This is a genomic window from Haliea sp. E17, assembly GCF_048323675.1.
In the GTDB taxonomy this organism is placed as follows: domain Bacteria; phylum Pseudomonadota; class Gammaproteobacteria; order Pseudomonadales; family Halieaceae; genus Mangrovimicrobium.
The window spans coordinates 89,969-106,986 of record NZ_JBLWFK010000002.1; the positions used below are offsets into that span (position 1 = coordinate 89,969).

The 17,018-nt window shown below is 60.8% G+C and carries 16 protein-coding genes; 7 read left to right on the forward strand and 9 right to left on the reverse strand.

Features of this window, described 5'->3' with window-relative positions; all coding sequences use genetic code 11:
* The first annotated feature begins 124 nt into the window (after positions 1-124).
* The 3 genes from ACNKU3_RS03560 to ACNKU3_RS03570 are packed head-to-tail and all read left to right on the forward strand — an operon-like array spanning position 125 to position 1,945.
* Positions 125-667, forward strand: coding sequence for a cytochrome b (locus tag ACNKU3_RS03560; protein ID WP_418258043.1), 543 nt, complete (start codon positions 125-127; stop codon positions 665-667).
* Entirely contained in the window at positions 667-1,224 is a 558-nt protein-coding gene (locus ACNKU3_RS03565; RefSeq protein ID WP_418258044.1) for a YceI family protein, read from the forward strand. The genes ACNKU3_RS03560 and ACNKU3_RS03565 overlap by 1 nt, the downstream gene beginning before the upstream one ends.
* A complete protein-coding gene (locus ACNKU3_RS03570) occupies positions 1,214-1,945 on the forward strand; it encodes a hypothetical protein (protein WP_418258045.1) in 732 nt (243 codons plus the stop codon). The genes ACNKU3_RS03565 and ACNKU3_RS03570 overlap by 11 nt, the downstream gene beginning before the upstream one ends.
* A 177-nt stretch (positions 1,946-2,122) precedes the next feature.
* Here the strand turns inward: ACNKU3_RS03570 and ACNKU3_RS03575 are convergent, their stop codons facing one another.
* From ACNKU3_RS03575 to ACNKU3_RS03590, 4 genes are all read right to left on the reverse strand, one after another.
* Complete coding sequence (locus ACNKU3_RS03575; RefSeq protein ID WP_418258046.1) at positions 2,123-2,911, reverse strand: alpha/beta fold hydrolase; 789 nt, start codon at positions 2,909-2,911, stop codon at positions 2,123-2,125.
* 40 nt (positions 2,912-2,951) lie between these two features.
* Complete coding sequence (locus ACNKU3_RS03580; RefSeq protein WP_418258047.1) at positions 2,952-3,731, reverse strand: ubiquitin-like protein; 780 nt, start codon at positions 3,729-3,731, stop codon at positions 2,952-2,954.
* 256 nt (positions 3,732-3,987) lie between these two features.
* A complete protein-coding gene (locus tag ACNKU3_RS03585; RefSeq protein ID WP_418258048.1) occupies positions 3,988-5,595 on the reverse strand; it encodes an ABC-F family ATPase in 1,608 nt (535 codons plus the stop codon).
* 373 nt (positions 5,596-5,968) lie between these two features.
* Positions 5,969-6,388, reverse strand: coding sequence for a nuclear transport factor 2 family protein (locus tag ACNKU3_RS03590; protein ID WP_418258049.1), 420 nt, complete (start codon positions 6,386-6,388; stop codon positions 5,969-5,971).
* Positions 6,389-6,583: 195 nt separating this feature from the next.
* Here ACNKU3_RS03590 and ACNKU3_RS03595 point away from each other — a divergent pair, with 195 nt between their 5' ends.
* Together ACNKU3_RS03595 and ACNKU3_RS03600 are read left to right on the forward strand one after the other, a co-directional pair.
* Complete coding sequence (locus tag ACNKU3_RS03595; RefSeq protein WP_418258050.1) at positions 6,584-7,546, forward strand: TauD/TfdA dioxygenase family protein; 963 nt, start codon at positions 6,584-6,586, stop codon at positions 7,544-7,546.
* Positions 7,543-9,600, forward strand: coding sequence for an FAD-dependent oxidoreductase (locus tag ACNKU3_RS03600; protein ID WP_418258051.1), 2,058 nt, complete (start codon positions 7,543-7,545; stop codon positions 9,598-9,600). The genes ACNKU3_RS03595 and ACNKU3_RS03600 overlap by 4 nt, the downstream gene beginning before the upstream one ends.
* Before the next feature lie 17 nt (positions 9,601-9,617).
* Here the strand turns inward: ACNKU3_RS03600 and ACNKU3_RS03605 are convergent, their stop codons facing one another.
* The 3 genes from ACNKU3_RS03605 to ACNKU3_RS03615 all read right to left on the reverse strand — a co-directional run bounded on the left by ACNKU3_RS03605 (position 9,618) and on the right by ACNKU3_RS03615 (position 13,447).
* On the reverse strand, positions 9,618-10,028 hold the full coding sequence (locus tag ACNKU3_RS03605; protein WP_418258052.1) for a DUF1330 domain-containing protein: 411 nt from the start codon (positions 10,026-10,028) through the stop codon (positions 9,618-9,620).
* Between the two features lie 180 nt (positions 10,029-10,208).
* Positions 10,209-11,687, reverse strand: coding sequence for a midcut-by-XrtH protein (locus tag ACNKU3_RS03610; RefSeq protein ID WP_418258053.1), 1,479 nt, complete (start codon positions 11,685-11,687; stop codon positions 10,209-10,211).
* Between the two features lie 179 nt (positions 11,688-11,866).
* Entirely contained in the window at positions 11,867-13,447 is a 1,581-nt protein-coding gene (locus ACNKU3_RS03615) for a midcut-by-XrtH protein (protein ID WP_418258054.1), read from the reverse strand.
* A 235-nt stretch (positions 13,448-13,682) separates the two neighbouring features.
* Here ACNKU3_RS03615 and ACNKU3_RS03620 point away from each other — a divergent pair, with 235 nt between their 5' ends.
* Complete coding sequence (locus ACNKU3_RS03620; RefSeq protein WP_418258055.1) at positions 13,683-14,363, forward strand: class I SAM-dependent methyltransferase; 681 nt, start codon at positions 13,683-13,685, stop codon at positions 14,361-14,363.
* 30 nt (positions 14,364-14,393) lie between these two features.
* Here the strand turns inward: ACNKU3_RS03620 and ACNKU3_RS03625 are convergent, their stop codons facing one another.
* Together ACNKU3_RS03625 and gltS are read right to left on the reverse strand one after the other, a co-directional pair.
* Positions 14,394-15,065 carry a transposase gene (locus ACNKU3_RS03625; protein WP_418258056.1) on the reverse strand — a complete coding sequence of 224 codons (672 nt, stop codon included), beginning with the start codon at positions 15,063-15,065 and terminating at the stop codon, positions 14,394-14,396.
* A 241-nt stretch (positions 15,066-15,306) separates the two neighbouring features.
* Complete coding sequence (gene gltS / locus ACNKU3_RS03630; RefSeq protein WP_418258057.1) at positions 15,307-16,530, reverse strand: sodium/glutamate symporter; 1,224 nt, start codon at positions 16,528-16,530, stop codon at positions 15,307-15,309.
* A 224-nt stretch (positions 16,531-16,754) separates the two neighbouring features.
* Between gltS and ACNKU3_RS03635 the strand changes: the two genes are divergently transcribed.
* Positions 16,755-16,979 carry an acetyltransferase gene (locus tag ACNKU3_RS03635; RefSeq protein ID WP_418258058.1) on the forward strand — a complete coding sequence of 75 codons (225 nt, stop codon included), beginning with the start codon at positions 16,755-16,757 and terminating at the stop codon, positions 16,977-16,979.
* Positions 16,980-17,018: the final 39 nt, after the last annotated feature.

Genomic DNA, 17,018 nt, shown 5'->3' on the forward strand with positions numbered 1-17,018 from the left:
AAATAACGCTGGCCTGGCTTGCCCCGGCGGCCATCAGATGTGTCCGAAAAGGGCTCTGACCCCTTTTTTGTTGTCCTATACTCTAGCTGCCACATCGAATTCGGTGACTACAGGAGTCGCTAGTATGCTCTCGTCCACACCCCTTGCCTGGCACCCCGTCAACCGCTGGTTACACTGGATCATCGCCCTGCTCATTGCTGCACAGGCAGTACTCGGGTGGGTAGGGCACGAGATGGCGCGCTCGCCCGCCAAGGTCGACATGATGGTGGCGCACAAATCGCTCGGCGTGACCCTGGTGTTGTTGGTAGTGCTGCGCCTGGTCTGGCGCGTGACTCACCCCGTGCCACCACCGCCTGCGGGCAGCAAGGGTTGGGAGATACGGCTGGCACAACTTACCCATATCGCCCTCTATCTCGCGATCATCGGCCTGCCGTTGTCTGGCTGGATGGTGGCTGATACCTCGGCGGCGCCGTGGAAACTCTGGTGGGTGATTCCGCTGCCTTCGTTCATCGAGCCCGACCGGCAACTACACAGAATCGGCGAGGAACTGCACGAGTTACTGGTGACGGTGTTGATCGTTCTCCTTGTCGTCCACACCGCAGCGGCGCTCTACCACCATTTCGTCAAGCGCGATGATGTGCTGTTGCGCATGTTGGGGCGCGATTGATGCGTGCTGTTCACTGCATTCTCGCGGTCTGCCTGGCAGCCCTGTCGCGCGAAGCGACCGCGGCCTGCCGCTGGCAGGCTGTGCAGGATGGCAGTGAGCTCAGCTTTACCGCGACCTATGCGGGGCAGGCTATGACCGGGCGTTTCTCCTCGTTCGATGTCGCTATCGATTGCGATCCCGGTGGTCGTCCCACCGCCCTGTTGGTAAGTGTGGACACCGGATCAGCGGACATGCAGGACGACGAGGCCAACGCGGAGTTGCAGCAGCCGGACTGGTTCGACGTGAGCAAATTTCCACGGGCCAGTTACCGCAGCGAGCATATCGCACCTGCAGGCGCCGCGTACCTCGCTACCGGCCATCTCACCCTGAAGGGCTTGCAGGTTGAACTCCAGTTGCCCTTCGACTGGCAGGTGGACGGCGATGCCGCGGTTCTGGAAGGCGAAGTGGAGCTCTCGCGAACCCGCTGGCATGTCGGCAGTGGTGAGTGGGCCACGGACACGGACCTCGCGGATGCCGTCGCAGTGCGCTACCGCGTGCAGCTGGTGCGTGGCGAATAGCCCGGTGGCTGGCGGACTTTCCCGGGCGCTTTCGCTGATCGGCCTGGTGTTGTTCCTCCCTGCCTGCCAGCCAGTCCGTGAGCCCCAAACCACCAGCACCGCCCCGGCTGCTGGATGGCCGGCATTTGACTATGCGGCTGTCGAGGGGCCCGAGTCTGCTGTCTATACACTCGATGCGTCGCGCTCGCGCGTCGAAGTGGTGGTACACCCGGATGGGCCGTTGGCGAAGTTCGGGCACGATCATGTCGTGGTGCTGAGCGCACCGCGTGGCTTTCTCTGGCACCCCGCGGACCTGTCACAGGCGCGCGCTGACCTGCGCTTTGCGGTTGCCGGGATGCAGGTAGACCCGCCCGATGCGCGCGCCCGCCATGCACTGGATACCCCGCTCGATGCAGCGACGGTAGCAGGCACCCGCGACAACCTCATGTTGCACGTCCTCGATCCGCAGCAGTGGCCGTGGATCGACGTCAGTCTCACCCATTTCCGCAGGGAGGGAGAGCAACTGAGTGCGCTCGTGGCTATCAGCGTCAACGGACAGCACTCGCAGCAGCGTCACAGTTTCGCGCTGGAGGAACGCGATGGCGCAGTCAAGGTGACGGGCAATCTCGTGTTGCAACAAGCGGAGTTGGGCCTGCAGCCATTCTCAGTGCTGGGTGGCGGCTTGCGTGTGGCGCAGGACATGGAGGTTTATTTTGATTTAAGGGGTCAGAGCCCATTTTGAACGGCTTTGATGGGGTGCCGGCGGTACGGAATCAGGCTGGTTTATCGAGCGGTGCACTGCAGATTTGCCGGTGCGGACGGTAAATTGTGCTCAAATCAAAGTGACCAAAAAGGGCTCTGCTTGGATTCAAGTTGCAGGTGCAACAGCGTAAGGCAGCATGAATCTAAGCTGATCCCTTCAAGGGAAAAAATTCTCCAGGGCGGCGGTGACCAGTGCAGGTTGCTCGATGGATGCCGAATGTCCGGCGCCAGGGATGACAGCAAGTGTCGATCCCGCGATGGCGGCATGAATCCGCTCTGCCTTCGCCGGCACCGTGGCTACGTCCTCATCGCCCACCATGACCAGTGTCCGCAGGGTAATACTGCCCAACTGCGAGTAGACGCCGTCGCGGTCGATGACGCCGTGCGCGGCCCTGGCCGTGCCCCTGCGATTGAGATTGAGCAGGTGCTTCTTCCAGAATTGGCGGGTTTCCTCCTGCTCCGGATCATTGAGAAAACTATGGCCGAAGAGGATTCCCATGAGCGGGGTGACTACCGCGCGGAAACCGAACCAGCGGCCGATGAACGCCAGCCTCCGGTAGGGTTTTACGTTCACCTCCGGGTCCGCGGAGGTTTCCATCAACACCAGGGAGCGCAGTAACTGCGGATGGCGAAAGGCCAGACGCATACCGACGAAGCCGCCCATGGACAGGCCGACAAAGTGACAGGGCGCGGCGTCCAGCGCCTTGATCAGCGCGACGGCGTCGTCGGTCAGTGTGTCCATATCGTAGCCGGATTTTGCGACCGCGCTGCGCGCCTGGCCGCGGTGATCGTAACAGATACAGCGGTAGCGTTGGCTGAGAGCCTCGACCTGGGCGTCGAACATCCGCCCGCTCATCAACAAGCCGTGGGAGAATACGATGGTTTCCGGACCGGAGCCGCGTTCCTCGTAGTACAACTCTGTGCCGTTGACGATTTTGGTGGGCATTATGACGCCTCCAACACGGGCGAAAAGGGTCCTGGCCCCTTTATCGCCGACGGGCGCGCACGGCGCCGCAGATTGCCGATATCGCGACCAGCCAGCCCAGTGCCCACAGTGGCAGGGTGGGTACAGCCCTCGCTCCCAGGGGCGCCGCGGCTCCCACCGGGTCGACGATGGTGCCGTTGACCATGCCGTCTGCGTCATTGGGGCCACCGTCCGTCACGCTGTAGGTGATGGTGCTGCCCGAGACCCTTGCCCCTGCTATTCGCCGCCACGGGTCGGATTTCCAGACGGTGCTTCCCGGCGCCAGTGTAATCCCGTAGTCCAGCGTGACCTGGATTTCAGCGCCCTCGGCGCAGTTATCGACGGTAAATGAGGCTACGCCATGGGGGAGTGAATAACCCTCGGGCGCTGAATCCGGTGTCAGGAACACGGGTACGCCATTTAAACCGCAATCGGGGTCCGAGGTGTCGAAGCGGACTGTCCCCGTGCCGCCACCCGGCAGCGGGGCACTCAGTGACCTGACGAGGCGCAGCACCAGGTGCAGGGTCGATTCCTTCTGGACATTGTAGTCCTGCAGGGATCTGCCTTCCTCGAGTTGTTTGCCCGCAAAGATCAGCCGCTGTTGGGCCGGGGGAATACCCTCCTTGTCCTGGATTTTCTGTTTGACGTTGTCGATGGTGTCGTTTGGTTCCACCTCCAGCACGATGTTTTTGCCGGTCATGGTCCTGACGAAGATCTGCATGGCCGCAGCCTGGCTGGAAATCATTCCCAGCAGGATGCAGATGAAAGGGCGGTACAAGACGGCCGTTTTCAGCTTTTTCATTGAGTTCTTTCCCTGTCCCCGGAGAGCGCCCGTCGTGTCTTGTCTGGTAATGAGCCCCGGTTGAATATGAGCGCGACGAGCGGGGTTCATCGTAGGCCAGTGGCGATGGAAACGGAATAGGGGGGAAAAGGGGTCCGAGCCCTTTTTGATTGGATTTGATTGAGCAGTACGATCGGGGGCCAGGCACTGAAAAGAGTCCTGCCCCCTTTAGTCGGTAATCTGAAATGGCCAAAAAGGGCTCTGACCCCTTTTTTTCTTACGCGGCCTTCGATTCAGCCCTGGCCTTGTGTTCGAGGTACTCGTCGTAGGTGCCCTGGAAATCCACCAGGGCCTGGTCCTTGATCTCCACCACCCGGGTGGCCAGTGAGGAGACGAACTGGCGGTCGTGGCTGACGAAAATCAGTGTGCCGTCGTAGTTGGCCAGCGCCTTGTTCAGGGCCTCGATGGATTCCATATCCATGTGGTTGGTGGGCTCGTCCATGATCAGGACATTGGTGTCCATCATCATCAGCTTGCCAAACAACAGGCGGTTCTTTTCCCCGCCGGAACAGACGCTGGCCTTCTTGTTGGCATCGTCCGCGGTGAACAGCAGGCGGCCGAGCATGCCGCGCACAGCAAGGTCGTCGTGCTTCGGGGTGCGCCACTGGCTCATCCACTCGAAGATGGTGAGGTCGCCGCTGAAGTCCGCGCTGCTGTCCTGGGGGCAGTAACCGATGGCAGCGTTCTCCGACCACTTGATCACACCGCCGTCCGCCTGGAGCTCATCGACGAGGCAGCGCAGGAAGGTGGTCTTGCCGGCGCCGTTTTCACCGATCACCGCCAGGCGGGTGCCGGCTTCCACCAGCATTTCTCCGCCCTTGAACAGTTGTACCCCGTCGAAGCCGTGGGCGAGACCTTCCAGGGTCAGCGCCTGGCGGTGCAGCTTTTTACACTGGTTGAACGTAATGTAGGGGGAAACCCGGCTGGACGGCTTGATCTCATCCAGTTTGATTTTCTCCATTTTCTTCGCCCGTGAGCTGGCCTGCTTGGCCTTGGAGGCATTGGCGGAGAAGCGGTTGACGAAGCTCTGCAGTTCCTCGAGTTCCGCGGCCTTCTTGGCGTTGCCCGCGTGCAGCTGTTCCTGGATCAGGGTGGACGCCGCGACAAAGGCCTCATAGTTGCCAGGGAAGATGCGCAACTCGCCGTAGTCGATATCCGCCATGTGGGTGCATACCGAGTTGAGGAAGTGGCGATCGTGGGAAATGATGATCATGGTGCTTTTGCGCTGGTTCAGCATTTCCGCCAGCCAGTGGATGGTGTGGATATCCAGGTTGTTGGTGGGCTCGTCCAGCAGCAGGATGTCCGGGTCCCCGAAGAGCGCCTGGGCCAGCAGCACCCGCAGCTTCCAGCCGGGGGCGACCTGCTTCATCAGGCCGAAGTGGAAGGATTCCTCGATGCCCGCTTCCAGCAGGATCTCGCCGGCGCGGCTCTCCGCGCTGTAGCCGTCCATTTCCGCGAACAGGACCTCGAGCTCCGCCACCCGCATGCCGTCTTCCTCGCTCATTTCTGGCAGGGCATAGATGCGCTCGCGTTCCTGCTTGACCTTCCACAGTTCCGCGTCGCCCATGATCACGGTATCGATCACGCTGAATTCCTCGAACGCGAACTGGTCCTGGCTGAGGATGCCCAGGGTGCAGCCCGGCGCGATGGATACATTGCCCGCGGTGGGGGCCAGTGCGCCGCTGAGGATTTTCATGAAGGTCGACTTGCCACAGCCATTGGCCCCGATCAGCCCGTAGCGGTTGCCGTTGCCAAACTTGGCGGAGATGTTTTCAAACAGCGGCTGGGCGCCGAACTGCATGGTGATGTTCGCGGTGGTGATCAAGAGTCTATTCCTGCGGGTTTGCAACCAGGGATATTGGCGATTGGGTATCGCTGTTGCGGGGACGCTCAGCGGGGGCGGGCACTATACGGACTTAATGTGGGAGTGTCGAGGGATTGTTCAATAATTGAACAGGCAGGTGGCTGTGTACGGCTTTCGGTGTCGGTCGATCAACGAACCTCTCCATAGCGTTTTCCTGGTCAATTCACCTGCCTGCCTCCAGGCTATTTTTCAACCGGGATATCGTCTGTGTCCCACGTGTGCTTTGAATCGGGCGAGAGACCGCTCCGCGCCAGTGAAGCTGGCGAGGTGACGGGAGGTAACGCCTGCAGGCGGGTAGCGAATGCCAGAGCGAAAAGGGCTCTGACCCCTTTGCTTAGCCGAACAGCACCTCGTGGGCGAGGTGGGTGTCGCAGTACTCGTAGAGTTCGCTGATCCGGTCGCCGCTGAACCGCATACGCCAGCAATAGTTGTTGTTGTAGGGCTGGCCCTTGAGGGAAACCGCATTGGAATGACCAAACACCACGATGTAGTCGCCGTCGGCGAGTATCAATTCCTCGGTAAAGTGCATTCCGTCGCGGGTGATTTGTTTGGCTACCGGCACGCCGTAGGCGAGGTAATTCTCCTTGTCGAGGGCCGCGGACATCTCCTCCCCGTCTGCGGACCAGGAGTCGGCTTGCTGCATGAAACGGAACTGGAAATCGTCATTGATCAGTTCGCGCACGGCGTCGGCATCGCCGCGCGCGGATGCGTGCAGCATTTTTACGGCATTTTGCTTACGTTGCTCGATGGTCATGGCAGCTGTTCTCCGGGGCCTGGGTGCGGGGGTCGGGTGGCGGACCGCCGCCGAAGGCAATATATGAAATTATGCTTCCTATTATAGCAGGAACTACCTAAACTGGACCCCCTGTTTCGCCACCGTTACTCACAGGTGCGCAGGAATCTTATCCCTCACTATAAATACAGCCCACAAGGGCAGGGGAGAAGGCGTATGCAATCAATAACACCGCGCCCGTTGCAGGATGATCTTCCGTTCGGCGCGAGAATTCCGGGCGTCACACTGGAAATGCTGAACGATGCGGAGACGCGCCGGCAACTCAATGCGATATTTGAACAGCAGGGCATGATCGTTTTCGAAGACGTCGAGCCCAGCAGCGAATTCCAGATTGCCCTCAGCAACGTGTTCGGCCCGCTCAAGGAGCACCCGGTGAAAACCGTGTCCCGGGTGGACCAGGACTCCATGCCGGGTGTCATTGCCATCAGCAATACCGATGTCGGCGGGATAGTCGAAATCGACGGGCGCACCCTGATGAGCTGGCAGCCCTGGCACTTCGATCATTCCTACAACAATGAGCTCAACCGAGCCGGGGTCTTGCGCTCGGTGATCGTGCCGCCCGAAGGCGGACTGACCGGCTTCGCCGACGGCATCCAGATTTACCACGCGCTACCGGCTTCGATCCGCGAGCGGATCGAGCCGCTCAATGTCATCTACTCGCTCAACCTGTATTTCAAACACCAGCGCTTCGGCCTGCCGAAGAACTTTCGCGTGCTCAAGCCCAAGGGGCCGGAGTTGATGGAAGTCGCGAAATCCATGCCGCGCTCCATCCATCCCGCGGTGTGGACCCGGCCCGACGGTGAGAAGGTGCTGCACATGTCGCCCTACGGCGCACTGGGGTTCGAAGGTATGGAGACCGAGGAGGGGGATGCGCTGTTTGAGGAGGCCTGGTCTGCGGTGGTGCAAGCCATGCGTCCCTACCACCACGAATGGAAGGAGACCGACATGCTCATCTGGGACAACTGGCGCATGCTGCACGAGGCCCCGGGCTGCTCGCCGGAGTTTGAGAGGATCATGCACCGCACCACCATCAAGGGCGACTACGGGCTGGGCCGTTTCGAGGCCGAGGCCGCCGGGGAGCGCGTCTTCCACACCCGCTGGCCGGAGGCAACCGCATGACGCACCCCACGTATCCGAAAGTGTTCAGCCCCATCCGGTTGGGACCGGTGGCACTCGACAACCGCTTTTACGCCTCCCCGCACCTGGTCCCCTACAGCGTGGGTGGCAGCCCCACGCCCGCCTATGTGGACTATGTCCGGGCTCGGGTCGAGGGCGGCTGCGGCCTGGTCGTGGCCAGCATGGCCGGCTACCACCGCACGGCGGCGCCGGTCGCCTGCCCGCAACCCGGGGACAATATCCCGGGTTTTGCCGCCCTGGCTGACGCGGTGCACGATGCCGGCGGCAAAATTTTCGGCCAACCCTGGTACCACTGGGGACAGCCGGGCTGGTGGCAGCCCATGAGCCCGCGTGTCCCGGCGCTGTCCCCCTCGGTCTCCCAGTACGATTTTTCCGGATTCCGGGCCTCCACCCGGGCGATGAGCACGGCGGATATCGACCGGGTGATCCGGAGCTTCGCCGAGTCCACCGCCAACCTGCGCCGTGCGGGCTTCGATGGCGTGATGATGCACGCTTCCCACGGCACGGTGATGGAGCAGTTCCTCTCACCCTATTTCAACCGCCGCGAGGACGCCTACGGCGGCTCCTTCGACGGCCGCCTCCGTTTCGTGATGGAAACCCTGGAGGCGGTGCGCGAAGCCGCGGGCGGGAACATGGCGGTAGGCATACGCCTCAACTGCGACGAACTGCTGCAGGGCGGTTACGGTACCGAGGAGGCCCGCGCCTACCTGGCGCATATCGCGGCCTCGGGACTGATCGACTATGTCGACCTTGATGTCGCCGTGGAACCGGACCAGCTGTGGATGGGGATGCCTCCGGTACTGCTGGAAAAGCACCCCTACAAACCCTATGTCGAGGCGGTGCGCGACGCCGCGGGCGATGTCCCTGTGCTCAGCGTGCTCGGCCGCCTGACCACGATAGGTGAGGCCGAGGCGGCACTGGAGTCCGGGCTCTGTGACATGGTCGGGGCCGCGCGCGCCCTGATTGCCGAGCCGGACCTGGTGCGCAACGCGCGCGAAGGCAGGGAGGAGCGCAGTCGTACCTGTATCGCCTGCAACTGGTGTATCGGTGGCATGCACGAGGGCACCCAGTCCTGCCCGGTCAACCCGGCGGCCTGGCGCGAATCCGCCCTGAATCCGAACAGCTACCCTGCGGCGCCGAAGGCCTGCAAGGTCATTGTCGTCGGCGCCGGCCCAGGGGGGCTGGAAGCAGCCCGCGTGGCAGCGTTGCGCGGCCACCACGTCCAGCTGTGGGAGGCCCGGGAAACCCTGGGCGGCGCGCTGGCGTTGTGGGCCTCGCTGCCTGGCCGCGAGTTCTTCGCCAAAAGTATCGAGTGGTGGGAAAGCGAACTGCAGCGCCTGGCGGTGGACGTACGCACCGGGGTACAGGCGACCGCGACGGATATCCTCGCGGAGAGTCCGGACGCCGTGGTGCTCGCCACTGGCGCCCTGCACAACCGGCAGGGCCAGAGCAACTTCCGGGACAACCCGATTCCGGGCTGCGAGCAACCCTTCGTGTGCCTCCCCGAGGACATACTCCTCGGCGCGGTGGAACCTGTCGGGCGGGTCGTGGTGCTCGATGCCGAGGGGACCAATGCCGGAGTCGGCGTGGCGGAAGTCCTCGGCAGGCGCGGCTGTGAGGTCACCTTGCTGACGCCGGCCTTCGCGCCGGTGTCCTCCCGGGTGCAGGTCGCGGAGGAGACCCGGTTTATCATGCAGCGCCTGTACGAGGCCGGTGTGGCTATTCGCCCCAGGACGTACATCAAGGCCATCGGACAGCACCGGCTGGACCTGTTCGATGCATACACCGGGGAGGCGTCATCGATGGACGCAGTGGATACCGTGGTACTGGCGACCGGCCGTTCTCCGGTGAGCGACCTGGAATCGGCACTCGACGGCCGTGTGCCCCAGCTATTCCCGGTGGGCGACGCCGCGGCCGCGCGGCACTGGTCGGCTGCAAGCTATGAAGGTCATATCTTCGCCCGCCTGATCGGTGAGCCGGGGGCCCCGGGTTCCTTGTCGGAGGCGTATTTCATGCCCCGGGAGTGGCAGCCCTGAGCCCTTCGGTTTGCAGGTTAGAATTTGAAGTCTGCTCCGCACTCGATGAGCAATTGCCCCGCGAGGCCGGCGGCGCGATGTTGCTGTGCCCGCTGGTATTCCTCGTTCCGCAACATGTCCAGCATGACCTGGGTTGAGGGGTACTGGATAATCGCCACCGCATCCCAGAGGTCGTCTCCCGTGCCGATCAACAGGCCGCGGACGTCGCCTGAGAAGAGGACCTTCGCGCCCTGTGGAGCCATGATTTTCTCGAATGCCTCTCCGTAAAGCCTGTAGGCTTCGCGCCCGGACAGGTCTGTTGCCCTGCCGTCCTCGTAGGCCGCCTTGTCCTTGAACTTGAGGAGGTTCAGCATGGCGATGGGTTCACCGGTCTGGCGGTCCCTGAAAGCCCTGACCTGGTCGCCGGTCGGTTGTAGTACATTTTGCATATCCGGTCTCTCCCGCTGATGAAGCCGCGCCTGGTGAATGTCCTGGGAAAATAACGTTCCATGGAAGCTACATCAGCGGAAGGATTTAAACCATCCTCGTAAAACGGCCCTGACCCATTTATTTCCCCATTAAAACGATTGCGCAATCGTCAAAAATGGCCAAAAAGGGCTCTGACCCCTTTATAAATTTGCACCCGGTGACCCATTTGTCCCGTTAATTGCCCCACCATTGCCCCCGTTGCCCCCGTTACCGCCATTGCCGAGGCCTGACCCCAGGTACAGGTTGCCACCGTTGCCTCCGTCGCCACCGACAATAGCGCCGTTCCCACCGTTACCGCCATTGCCGCCTGCGGGGCTGCCAGTGGCGGCCGTGGCAGTGACATCGCCGCCGTCTCCTCCATTGCCACCGTTTTCGCTGCCGGCGCCGCCGTCGCCACCATTGCCGGCGATAACGCTGGCTGCATCGATACTTCCGGCGATAGACACGTTGCCACCCGAACCGCCGTTGCCGCCATTTACGCCTGGCCCACCGGTGCCACCATCGCCGGAATTGATGAGTGTTGCGTTGTTGAGATCTCCAGACACAGTGATTTGACCTCCAGGGCCGCCGTCACCACCATCGCGCTGGATAACACCCGAAGTAACCAGAGAGCCGGCTGCGTTCAGGGATACAGTACCCGCCGGACCACCCGCGCCACCATGGCCTGCGCTAAGCGTACCCGCATCCCCGTTGCCCGCTACGTCGCCGCCAGCGCCTCCGTTGCCGCCTGACACATTGATCACACCGCTCAACACAACATCGCCAAGTGCGTCGATGTCCACTGCACCTCCGGGGCCACCCACTGCGCCATTACCCGCGGGGTTATCCAGTGACCCGCCGGCGCCAGCGCTGCCATTGGCGCCGCTGAAATCCAGCGTACCCGCAAGCTCGATATTGCCGCTACTGCGAATGAGCAGGGGATTGCTGCCAGTAACGGAAAGGATGACGCCGGGCGCGATGGTAAGGTCGACGACGTTCAACTCCCGCAGCGTGGGATCCCAGCCCGTGGGCATCCCCGGTGACTGGCCCGCCAGTGTGAGCAAGCCCGTGTCAGTGTCGAAACTGTGGGTACCGCTTGAAAAAATCAGGCTGAGGGTTTGGGTACAGGTGTAAACGGTGGCGCAGCTGGCTCCGTCTTCAAGGAGCAGGCCTGCTATACACTCGTCGGCAGGCGCACGGGTCGCACAGAACGGGGGTGGTACGACGGTGCCTATTTCCAGTGTCACGCCCGAGGTGTTGGTATAGACGGCGTCCGCTACCGGAATATCGACAGTGCCACCTGCGGGCTGGTTCAGCTCGATCATGACTGCAGCGATGGCATCCTGAATGTGGAGGCTGCTGAAAATCCCCATACCCACACCGGTAGAGAGTGTGAGGGCTCCGAGCAGTTGTCGGCGATACGGGGTCTTGCGCAGCGCACGAAAGCCCACCAGCACGAGCGCGATACTCAGGGGCAGCAGCAGCGAAAGAATTGGCACCGGCATCGGTGCCGTAGAGGTCGGGGCGGGTCCATAGCCAAGGGTCCCGGTCGACTGGGCAAAAGAGATGGCAGGTACGCAGAGCCCCAGGATACCGGGCAAAAATCGATGGAAGGTCATGACCAACACTCCTTTGTTCAAGTCTCCAGATTCCTGCGCGGTTGAATCTGGGGTTGCTCCTGCAAACGCTGATTGCCCCACTGCACGTTGCAGGGTTGGATTCTCAGCCCGTCATGCTTGCATGCGTCTACGTGATTTTATTCCGGGGAGGATAATAAGGCCAGCCGGAGGAAAAGGGCTGTGCCCCCTGGATTCATCACTTAGATACTGACTGTCACAGTGGCGCTATCAGTCCCCACCCCATTGTCGATCAGGTACTGGAAGGTGAAACTGCCATTGAGGGCGGGTGAGTCAATGCTCAGGCTGCCGTCTGCATTTACCGTCAAGGCACCACCGAACCCAGGAATGCCAACGGTAGCGCCGGCAGCGTTATCGGTAACCGCGCCGCCCAGGCTGCCGCCGCCAAAGGAGGTGATCGTGGCTGTTGGCGCGCCGAGATAATCCGCGCCTGCGCCATTGTTGTTGAACAAGGTAGCCGCGGCATAGTTGGTGACAACCGAAACGACGGCAGTCAACGCGTCATCCTCCGCAACAGGGGGATCGTTGACATAAATTTCGACAGAACCCTGGCTGCTTCCCACACTGTTCCCGATGATGTAGTTGAAGGTAAATACGCCCGGGACAGTGGGATTCACCAGGTCCATGGCGCCATCCGCGTAAACGGTCATGGTGCCACCAGCCAGGGGGCGGGAAGTACCCGGGTTTCGATCCACTCCAGCAGATGCATCACCACCGCCCCATTGGGTCAAAACCGCGGCAGGGCTGCCCAGTGTGTCGTTATTGAGCAGCCCGGTACCGGCGCCGATGTTCAGTGTTACCCCGACGTCAGTCGAGAATTCGTTGCCCGCTCCCAGTGTGGCAAGCGTATCTGCCACAGCGGTGGGTAAATCGCCGAATGTGACTAGCACCTGGGCCGTATCATCGCCAGCAATCACCGTGCTGCTCATCGAATAGAACAGCGTTACACTCCCCGCGCCGGTGGTCCCGTTGGCGGTGACGGACAGGTTGCCGCTGGCATTCAAACTGACATCCAGCGTGCCGCCGCCGGGAGCGGGAAAGGCGCCAAGGGTGACGCCATCCGCCGGAAACACACCCACATTCGCCAGGGAGTCGCCAAAGCTGATAGCCTGCAGGGGCGGCTCGCCGCTGTCGTTGGCAAGCACATCGATGGCGGCATTTCCGCCGTTGGTCAGCGCAATCGCGTCATCGTTTGCGGCGGTTACCAGGGATGCACAGCTGAAATCCGTGCTGCAACTCGCCTGGTCCGCCAGTTCCATTCCGGCGCGGCATTCATCGGCCGGTCCGTTGGAACTGCACTCCGGCAGCGCTGCGACTGAAGTGATCGTCAACGCTATGCCAGAGGTGTTCCTGTACTCCGCAGGGCCCGACGGAAGATCTAATGTAGCGCCGCCAGGATTATTCAGCTCGATCAGCAGCCCGGCGGCGATCGCCTGCTGCACATACATCACGCCGGGAATCATTGCGCTGGTAGCGCCCAGCATCAGCAGAGCGCCCAGTAACTGGCGCGTGCCACGCTTGTGGATAACCCGCAAGCCAAGCACCATGAGCGCAAAACCCAGTGGTATTAACACCACGCCCGGAAGGGGTACCGCTGCGGCGGATGGCGCTGCGCTGGGTGCGTAACTGAGCGTACCCGCTGCCTGGGCGAATGCCTCGCCGGGTAATATGAAAAGCGTGGCAAATACGCTAGCGGCACGCGTGAAAAGCCGCCGATTCCGCAGTGCAGCATGCATCGTGGTGATGAACGCGGGTGTGGGCATTCAGCAATCCTTATTGGCGTTGGGGGAAATTGACAGGACGGATGGTACGTTCATTTGAAGGACTGCTCCACCGCTGATCGCCGAATAGTGGCGTCAGCGGCTTCCTGCAAAAAGGGCTCTGACCCCATTATTCGGGCAGGCCTGTCGGGAATCGTGTAAGCTGGTCACCGAACATCAATTCGTTTTGTCACTTCTCCCCGATAGCTGGCCGAGCGCTCACGCACGAGGCAGGCCAATGACAAAACTCAGATTCCGCTACCAGACAATCGAGTTCGGTCGAACCGATATCCACCTCTGCACCTTGAGGAATACCCAGGAGTTCCTGGATCCCGACGGCGTGGCCGAGAGCCTGGGCATATCCTCCGCATCCTGGCCCTTGTTTGGCGTCATCTGGCCTTCGAGCCTGGTGCTCGCCCATTTCATCGCGGACCACGACATAGGTGCGCGCCGCGTTCTGGAGGTGGGCTGTGGCATGGCGCTGTCAAGTTTGCTGCTGAACAAGCGCGAGGTAGACGTTACCGCCACAGATTACCATCCGGAGGCCGAGAAATTCCTGCAGCGTAACACGTCGCTGAACGGTGACAGCCCGATTGCATTTGAATTGGCAAACTGGTCTGGCAGCGGCGATACACTCGGCTTATTCGATCTCATAATCGGCAGCGACCTGCTGTATGAGGACGAGCATGTTGAACTGCTCGCCGGTTTTATCCAGAAGCACGCAGAAGCCGACTGTGAGGTTATCGTTGTCGACCCCGGGCGAGGGCGGAAGAGCAGGCTGAATGCCCGAATGAAAGAATTCGGATTTCATTGTGAACTGCTCAAACCACAGGCAACACCTTACCTGGAGCAGGAGTTCAAGGGGCATATCCTGCGGTATTCCCGGGGAGGGCGAAAAAGGGGTCAGAGCCCTTTTTGAACGGATTTGATGAGTAGCGAAACGGTGTGCCTAGATGCCTTTTTCAGGCCGCCCGCGCGAGACCTGTCCCGCTCGAACACCCAAGCTGGTCTCGATCTGGTACCGAAAGCGCTGGTTCCCCAGTGGGGTACCAGACTGGGTATGCAGGCGAATTTCCTCCAGTTCGCCCTCGTCGTCTTGCGCTTCGAAAAGCCGCCGGTAATTTTGTGCGCGTTTTTTCGCCGTAGCACCCAGTGACAGGTAGTTTGCATGTGGAGTGACCAGGCTGTCTTCCCTGGCGAATGCATTGCAGGCATGGCTGCTCCACTGATAGCTCCCCGGGTGGGTCACCATGCCCGCTCTTACCGGATTCATCTCAATATAGCGATAGCACGCAAGCAGGTATTCGTCGCTATCGATAATGCTGGCCTTGAAGCGCCCCTCCCATAGTGTCCCGGTTCGCCCCAACTTGTTATTGACGTAAGGTACATAGTGGCGGCCGGTATATTGCAGGCTCCGGCTGACAGCGTCGTGGTTGAGAGGTGTCATGAGCAGATGTACATGATTTGTCATAAGTACGTAGGCGTGTATGTAGCAGCCATATCGGTCAATCGCCTCAGCGATAAATGACAAGTAGACGAGGTAGTCTTCCTGCTCGAAAAATATTGCCTGGCGATTGTTGCCTCTCTGTACAACATGTACAGGCAGGCCGGGAATGAACATGCGTGGTTTGCGGGGCATGGCGACACTGGCGCAAAGGCGTTGCCAGCTATGCTAATAGTTTCTCTGGGAATGAGAACAGCAATACTGCCCATATGGTCATCAGATGCAGCCGAAAAGGGCTCTGACCCCTTTAAGCCCTTGCCGATCAAAAGACCGCGGACATCGCCTGAAAAAAGCACCTTCGCGCCCGGTGGAGCCATGATTTTCTCGGTCGAGGGAGTGGGCCCCGCGTGTTTTCTGGTCAATTCAAAAATGTGATGAACAGATTGATGACACCAGCGTTCAGCAGGTCTATAAAAAATGCCCCGACCAGGGGAATAACGATAAGGGCCTTTGGCGAAGGACCAAAGTGCTCGGTTACAGCTTCCACGTTGGCAAGGGCGACCGGGGTGGCACCCAGTCCGAGTCCGGTAAACCCGGCGGCCAGCACCGCGGCGTCGTAGTCCGACCCCATGAGCCTGAACACCACGAAGCTGGCGAAGAGCGTCATGGCGACGATCTGCAGCGCGAGCAGTAAAAACACGGCTAGCAGCATGGAAGACATATGCCACAACTGCATTGTCATCATACTCATGACCAGGAAGATATGCAGGCTGACGCCGCCGAAGGCATTCAGCGTTTGTAGGTCTGCCGGGCGCCCTGCGAGGTCGAGGAGGTTGGTCAGCAGGATACCCACAAACATGGATGCCAGGAATCCCGGCAGACGCAGCCCAGTCTCGGCAAGGTATCGATTGATTACGTCTCCAAGGCTTACGCAAACAGCAAGTACCAGCAGGCCGCGCAGGACAGGGTACAGCGGGTAGTCAGCAAAAATTGCAGGTACTTTCGCCTGCGTAACATGGACCTCGGTCGCCGCAGTGGTGTCGTGCCCCGGTGTGCTCAGCTGATTGCGTGATATCAGGAAGCGCGCGATCGGCCCGCCCAGCAGGCCCCCGCTGATGAGGCCGAAGGTGGCGAACAGCATGCCCACTTCACCGGCGTGGCTGAGTCCCGCGGCCTGTGCCTCGACCGCCCATGCGGCGGCAGTGCCGTGCCCGCCGGCCAGCGAAACACTGCCCGCCATAAGGCCGTAGCCGAGTGGAGCGCCCGCCAGGTAAGCGAAGCCGACCCCGATGATGTTCTGCATCAGCAGAAATACCGCTGCAACAAACACAAGGATCACCAGGGCCTTGCCGCCACGGGCCAACTGGGACAATCGGGACGAGAGGCCGACGGTACTGAAGAAAACCAGCAGAAGCAGATCCCTGAAGCGCATATCGAATTCAAACTGAATGTCCGCTAGCAGGTAAAACGCAGTGGTGATCACGCTGAAGAGCAGCCCGCCGCTTACTGCAGGCGGGATGTAGTTGCGTTTCAGTATCTGCAGGCGGCTATTCAGGAACATGCCGACGAACAGGACGAGAATGCTGATGGTGAGCATGTCCATGGGCTTGACCTGCCAGACGGTAATTCCCGGGTCGACCACGCTCGCTCCCCTGCGATGTCCTGTTGTTAAGGACTTTAATGAACGTCCCGGAATTGATCAAATTTGCTCTTGAAGGAACTCTGGCCCCTTTATGATCGAGAGACCGGACGATGGATCAAAGCCGGCAAAATTTGTTGTCCGGCCGCAGGTAATCACAGGCCTGGCCGAGACGGTGTCGACTATACTCCTTTGAAGCATGGTAATCAGCGAAGCGGGAGGCGGGTATGTTGCTGAGACAACGTTCCACCGGCCATATCTTGGCGGTGGTAGATCTGGAAGACCTGTTCAATGTGTTTCGTGATGAGGTGCTTGCCCGAGACCAGGTGGGGGAGGAGGAGCAGGAACCCGAGCCTGTGACCAAGAACGATCTTAAGTTCCTGTCCGGTGAGCCCTTGCCGCTATGCTGGACCGATCCTGACTACCGTAAAAGGAGTCAGAGCCCTTTTTGAACAGTTTTGATGGGGCACTGGCCGGTGCGCGACGCAGGG

What these genes read in the sequence shown, in the direction of transcription:
- ACNKU3_RS03560 (WP_418258043.1), top strand. Translation starts at nt 125, where the DNA reads ATGCTCTCGTCCACACCCCTTGCCTGGCACCCCGTCAACCGCTGGTTA.
- ACNKU3_RS03565 (WP_418258044.1), top strand. Translation starts at nt 667, where the DNA reads ATGCGTGCTGTTCACTGCATTCTCGCGGTCTGCCTGGCAGCCCTGTCG.
- ACNKU3_RS03575 (WP_418258046.1), bottom strand. Translation starts at nt 2,911, where the DNA reads ATGCCCACCAAAATCGTCAACGGCACAGAGTTGTACTACGAGGAACGC.
- ACNKU3_RS03580 (WP_418258047.1), bottom strand. Translation starts at nt 3,731, where the DNA reads ATGAAAAAGCTGAAAACGGCCGTCTTGTACCGCCCTTTCATCTGCATC.
- ACNKU3_RS03590 (WP_418258049.1), bottom strand. Translation starts at nt 6,388, where the DNA reads ATGACCATCGAGCAACGTAAGCAAAATGCCGTAAAAATGCTGCACGCA.
- ACNKU3_RS03595 (WP_418258050.1), top strand. Translation starts at nt 6,584, where the DNA reads ATGCAATCAATAACACCGCGCCCGTTGCAGGATGATCTTCCGTTCGGC.
- ACNKU3_RS03600 (WP_418258051.1), top strand. Translation starts at nt 7,543, where the DNA reads ATGACGCACCCCACGTATCCGAAAGTGTTCAGCCCCATCCGGTTGGGA.
- ACNKU3_RS03605 (WP_418258052.1), bottom strand. Translation starts at nt 10,028, where the DNA reads ATGCAAAATGTACTACAACCGACCGGCGACCAGGTCAGGGCTTTCAGG.
- ACNKU3_RS03615 (WP_418258054.1), bottom strand. Translation starts at nt 13,447, where the DNA reads ATGCCCACACCCGCGTTCATCACCACGATGCATGCTGCACTGCGGAAT.
- ACNKU3_RS03620 (WP_418258055.1), top strand. Translation starts at nt 13,683, where the DNA reads ATGACAAAACTCAGATTCCGCTACCAGACAATCGAGTTCGGTCGAACC.
- ACNKU3_RS03625 (WP_418258056.1), bottom strand. Translation starts at nt 15,065, where the DNA reads ATGTTCATTCCCGGCCTGCCTGTACATGTTGTACAGAGAGGCAACAAT.
- ACNKU3_RS03635 (WP_418258058.1), top strand. Translation starts at nt 16,755, where the DNA reads ATGTTGCTGAGACAACGTTCCACCGGCCATATCTTGGCGGTGGTAGAT.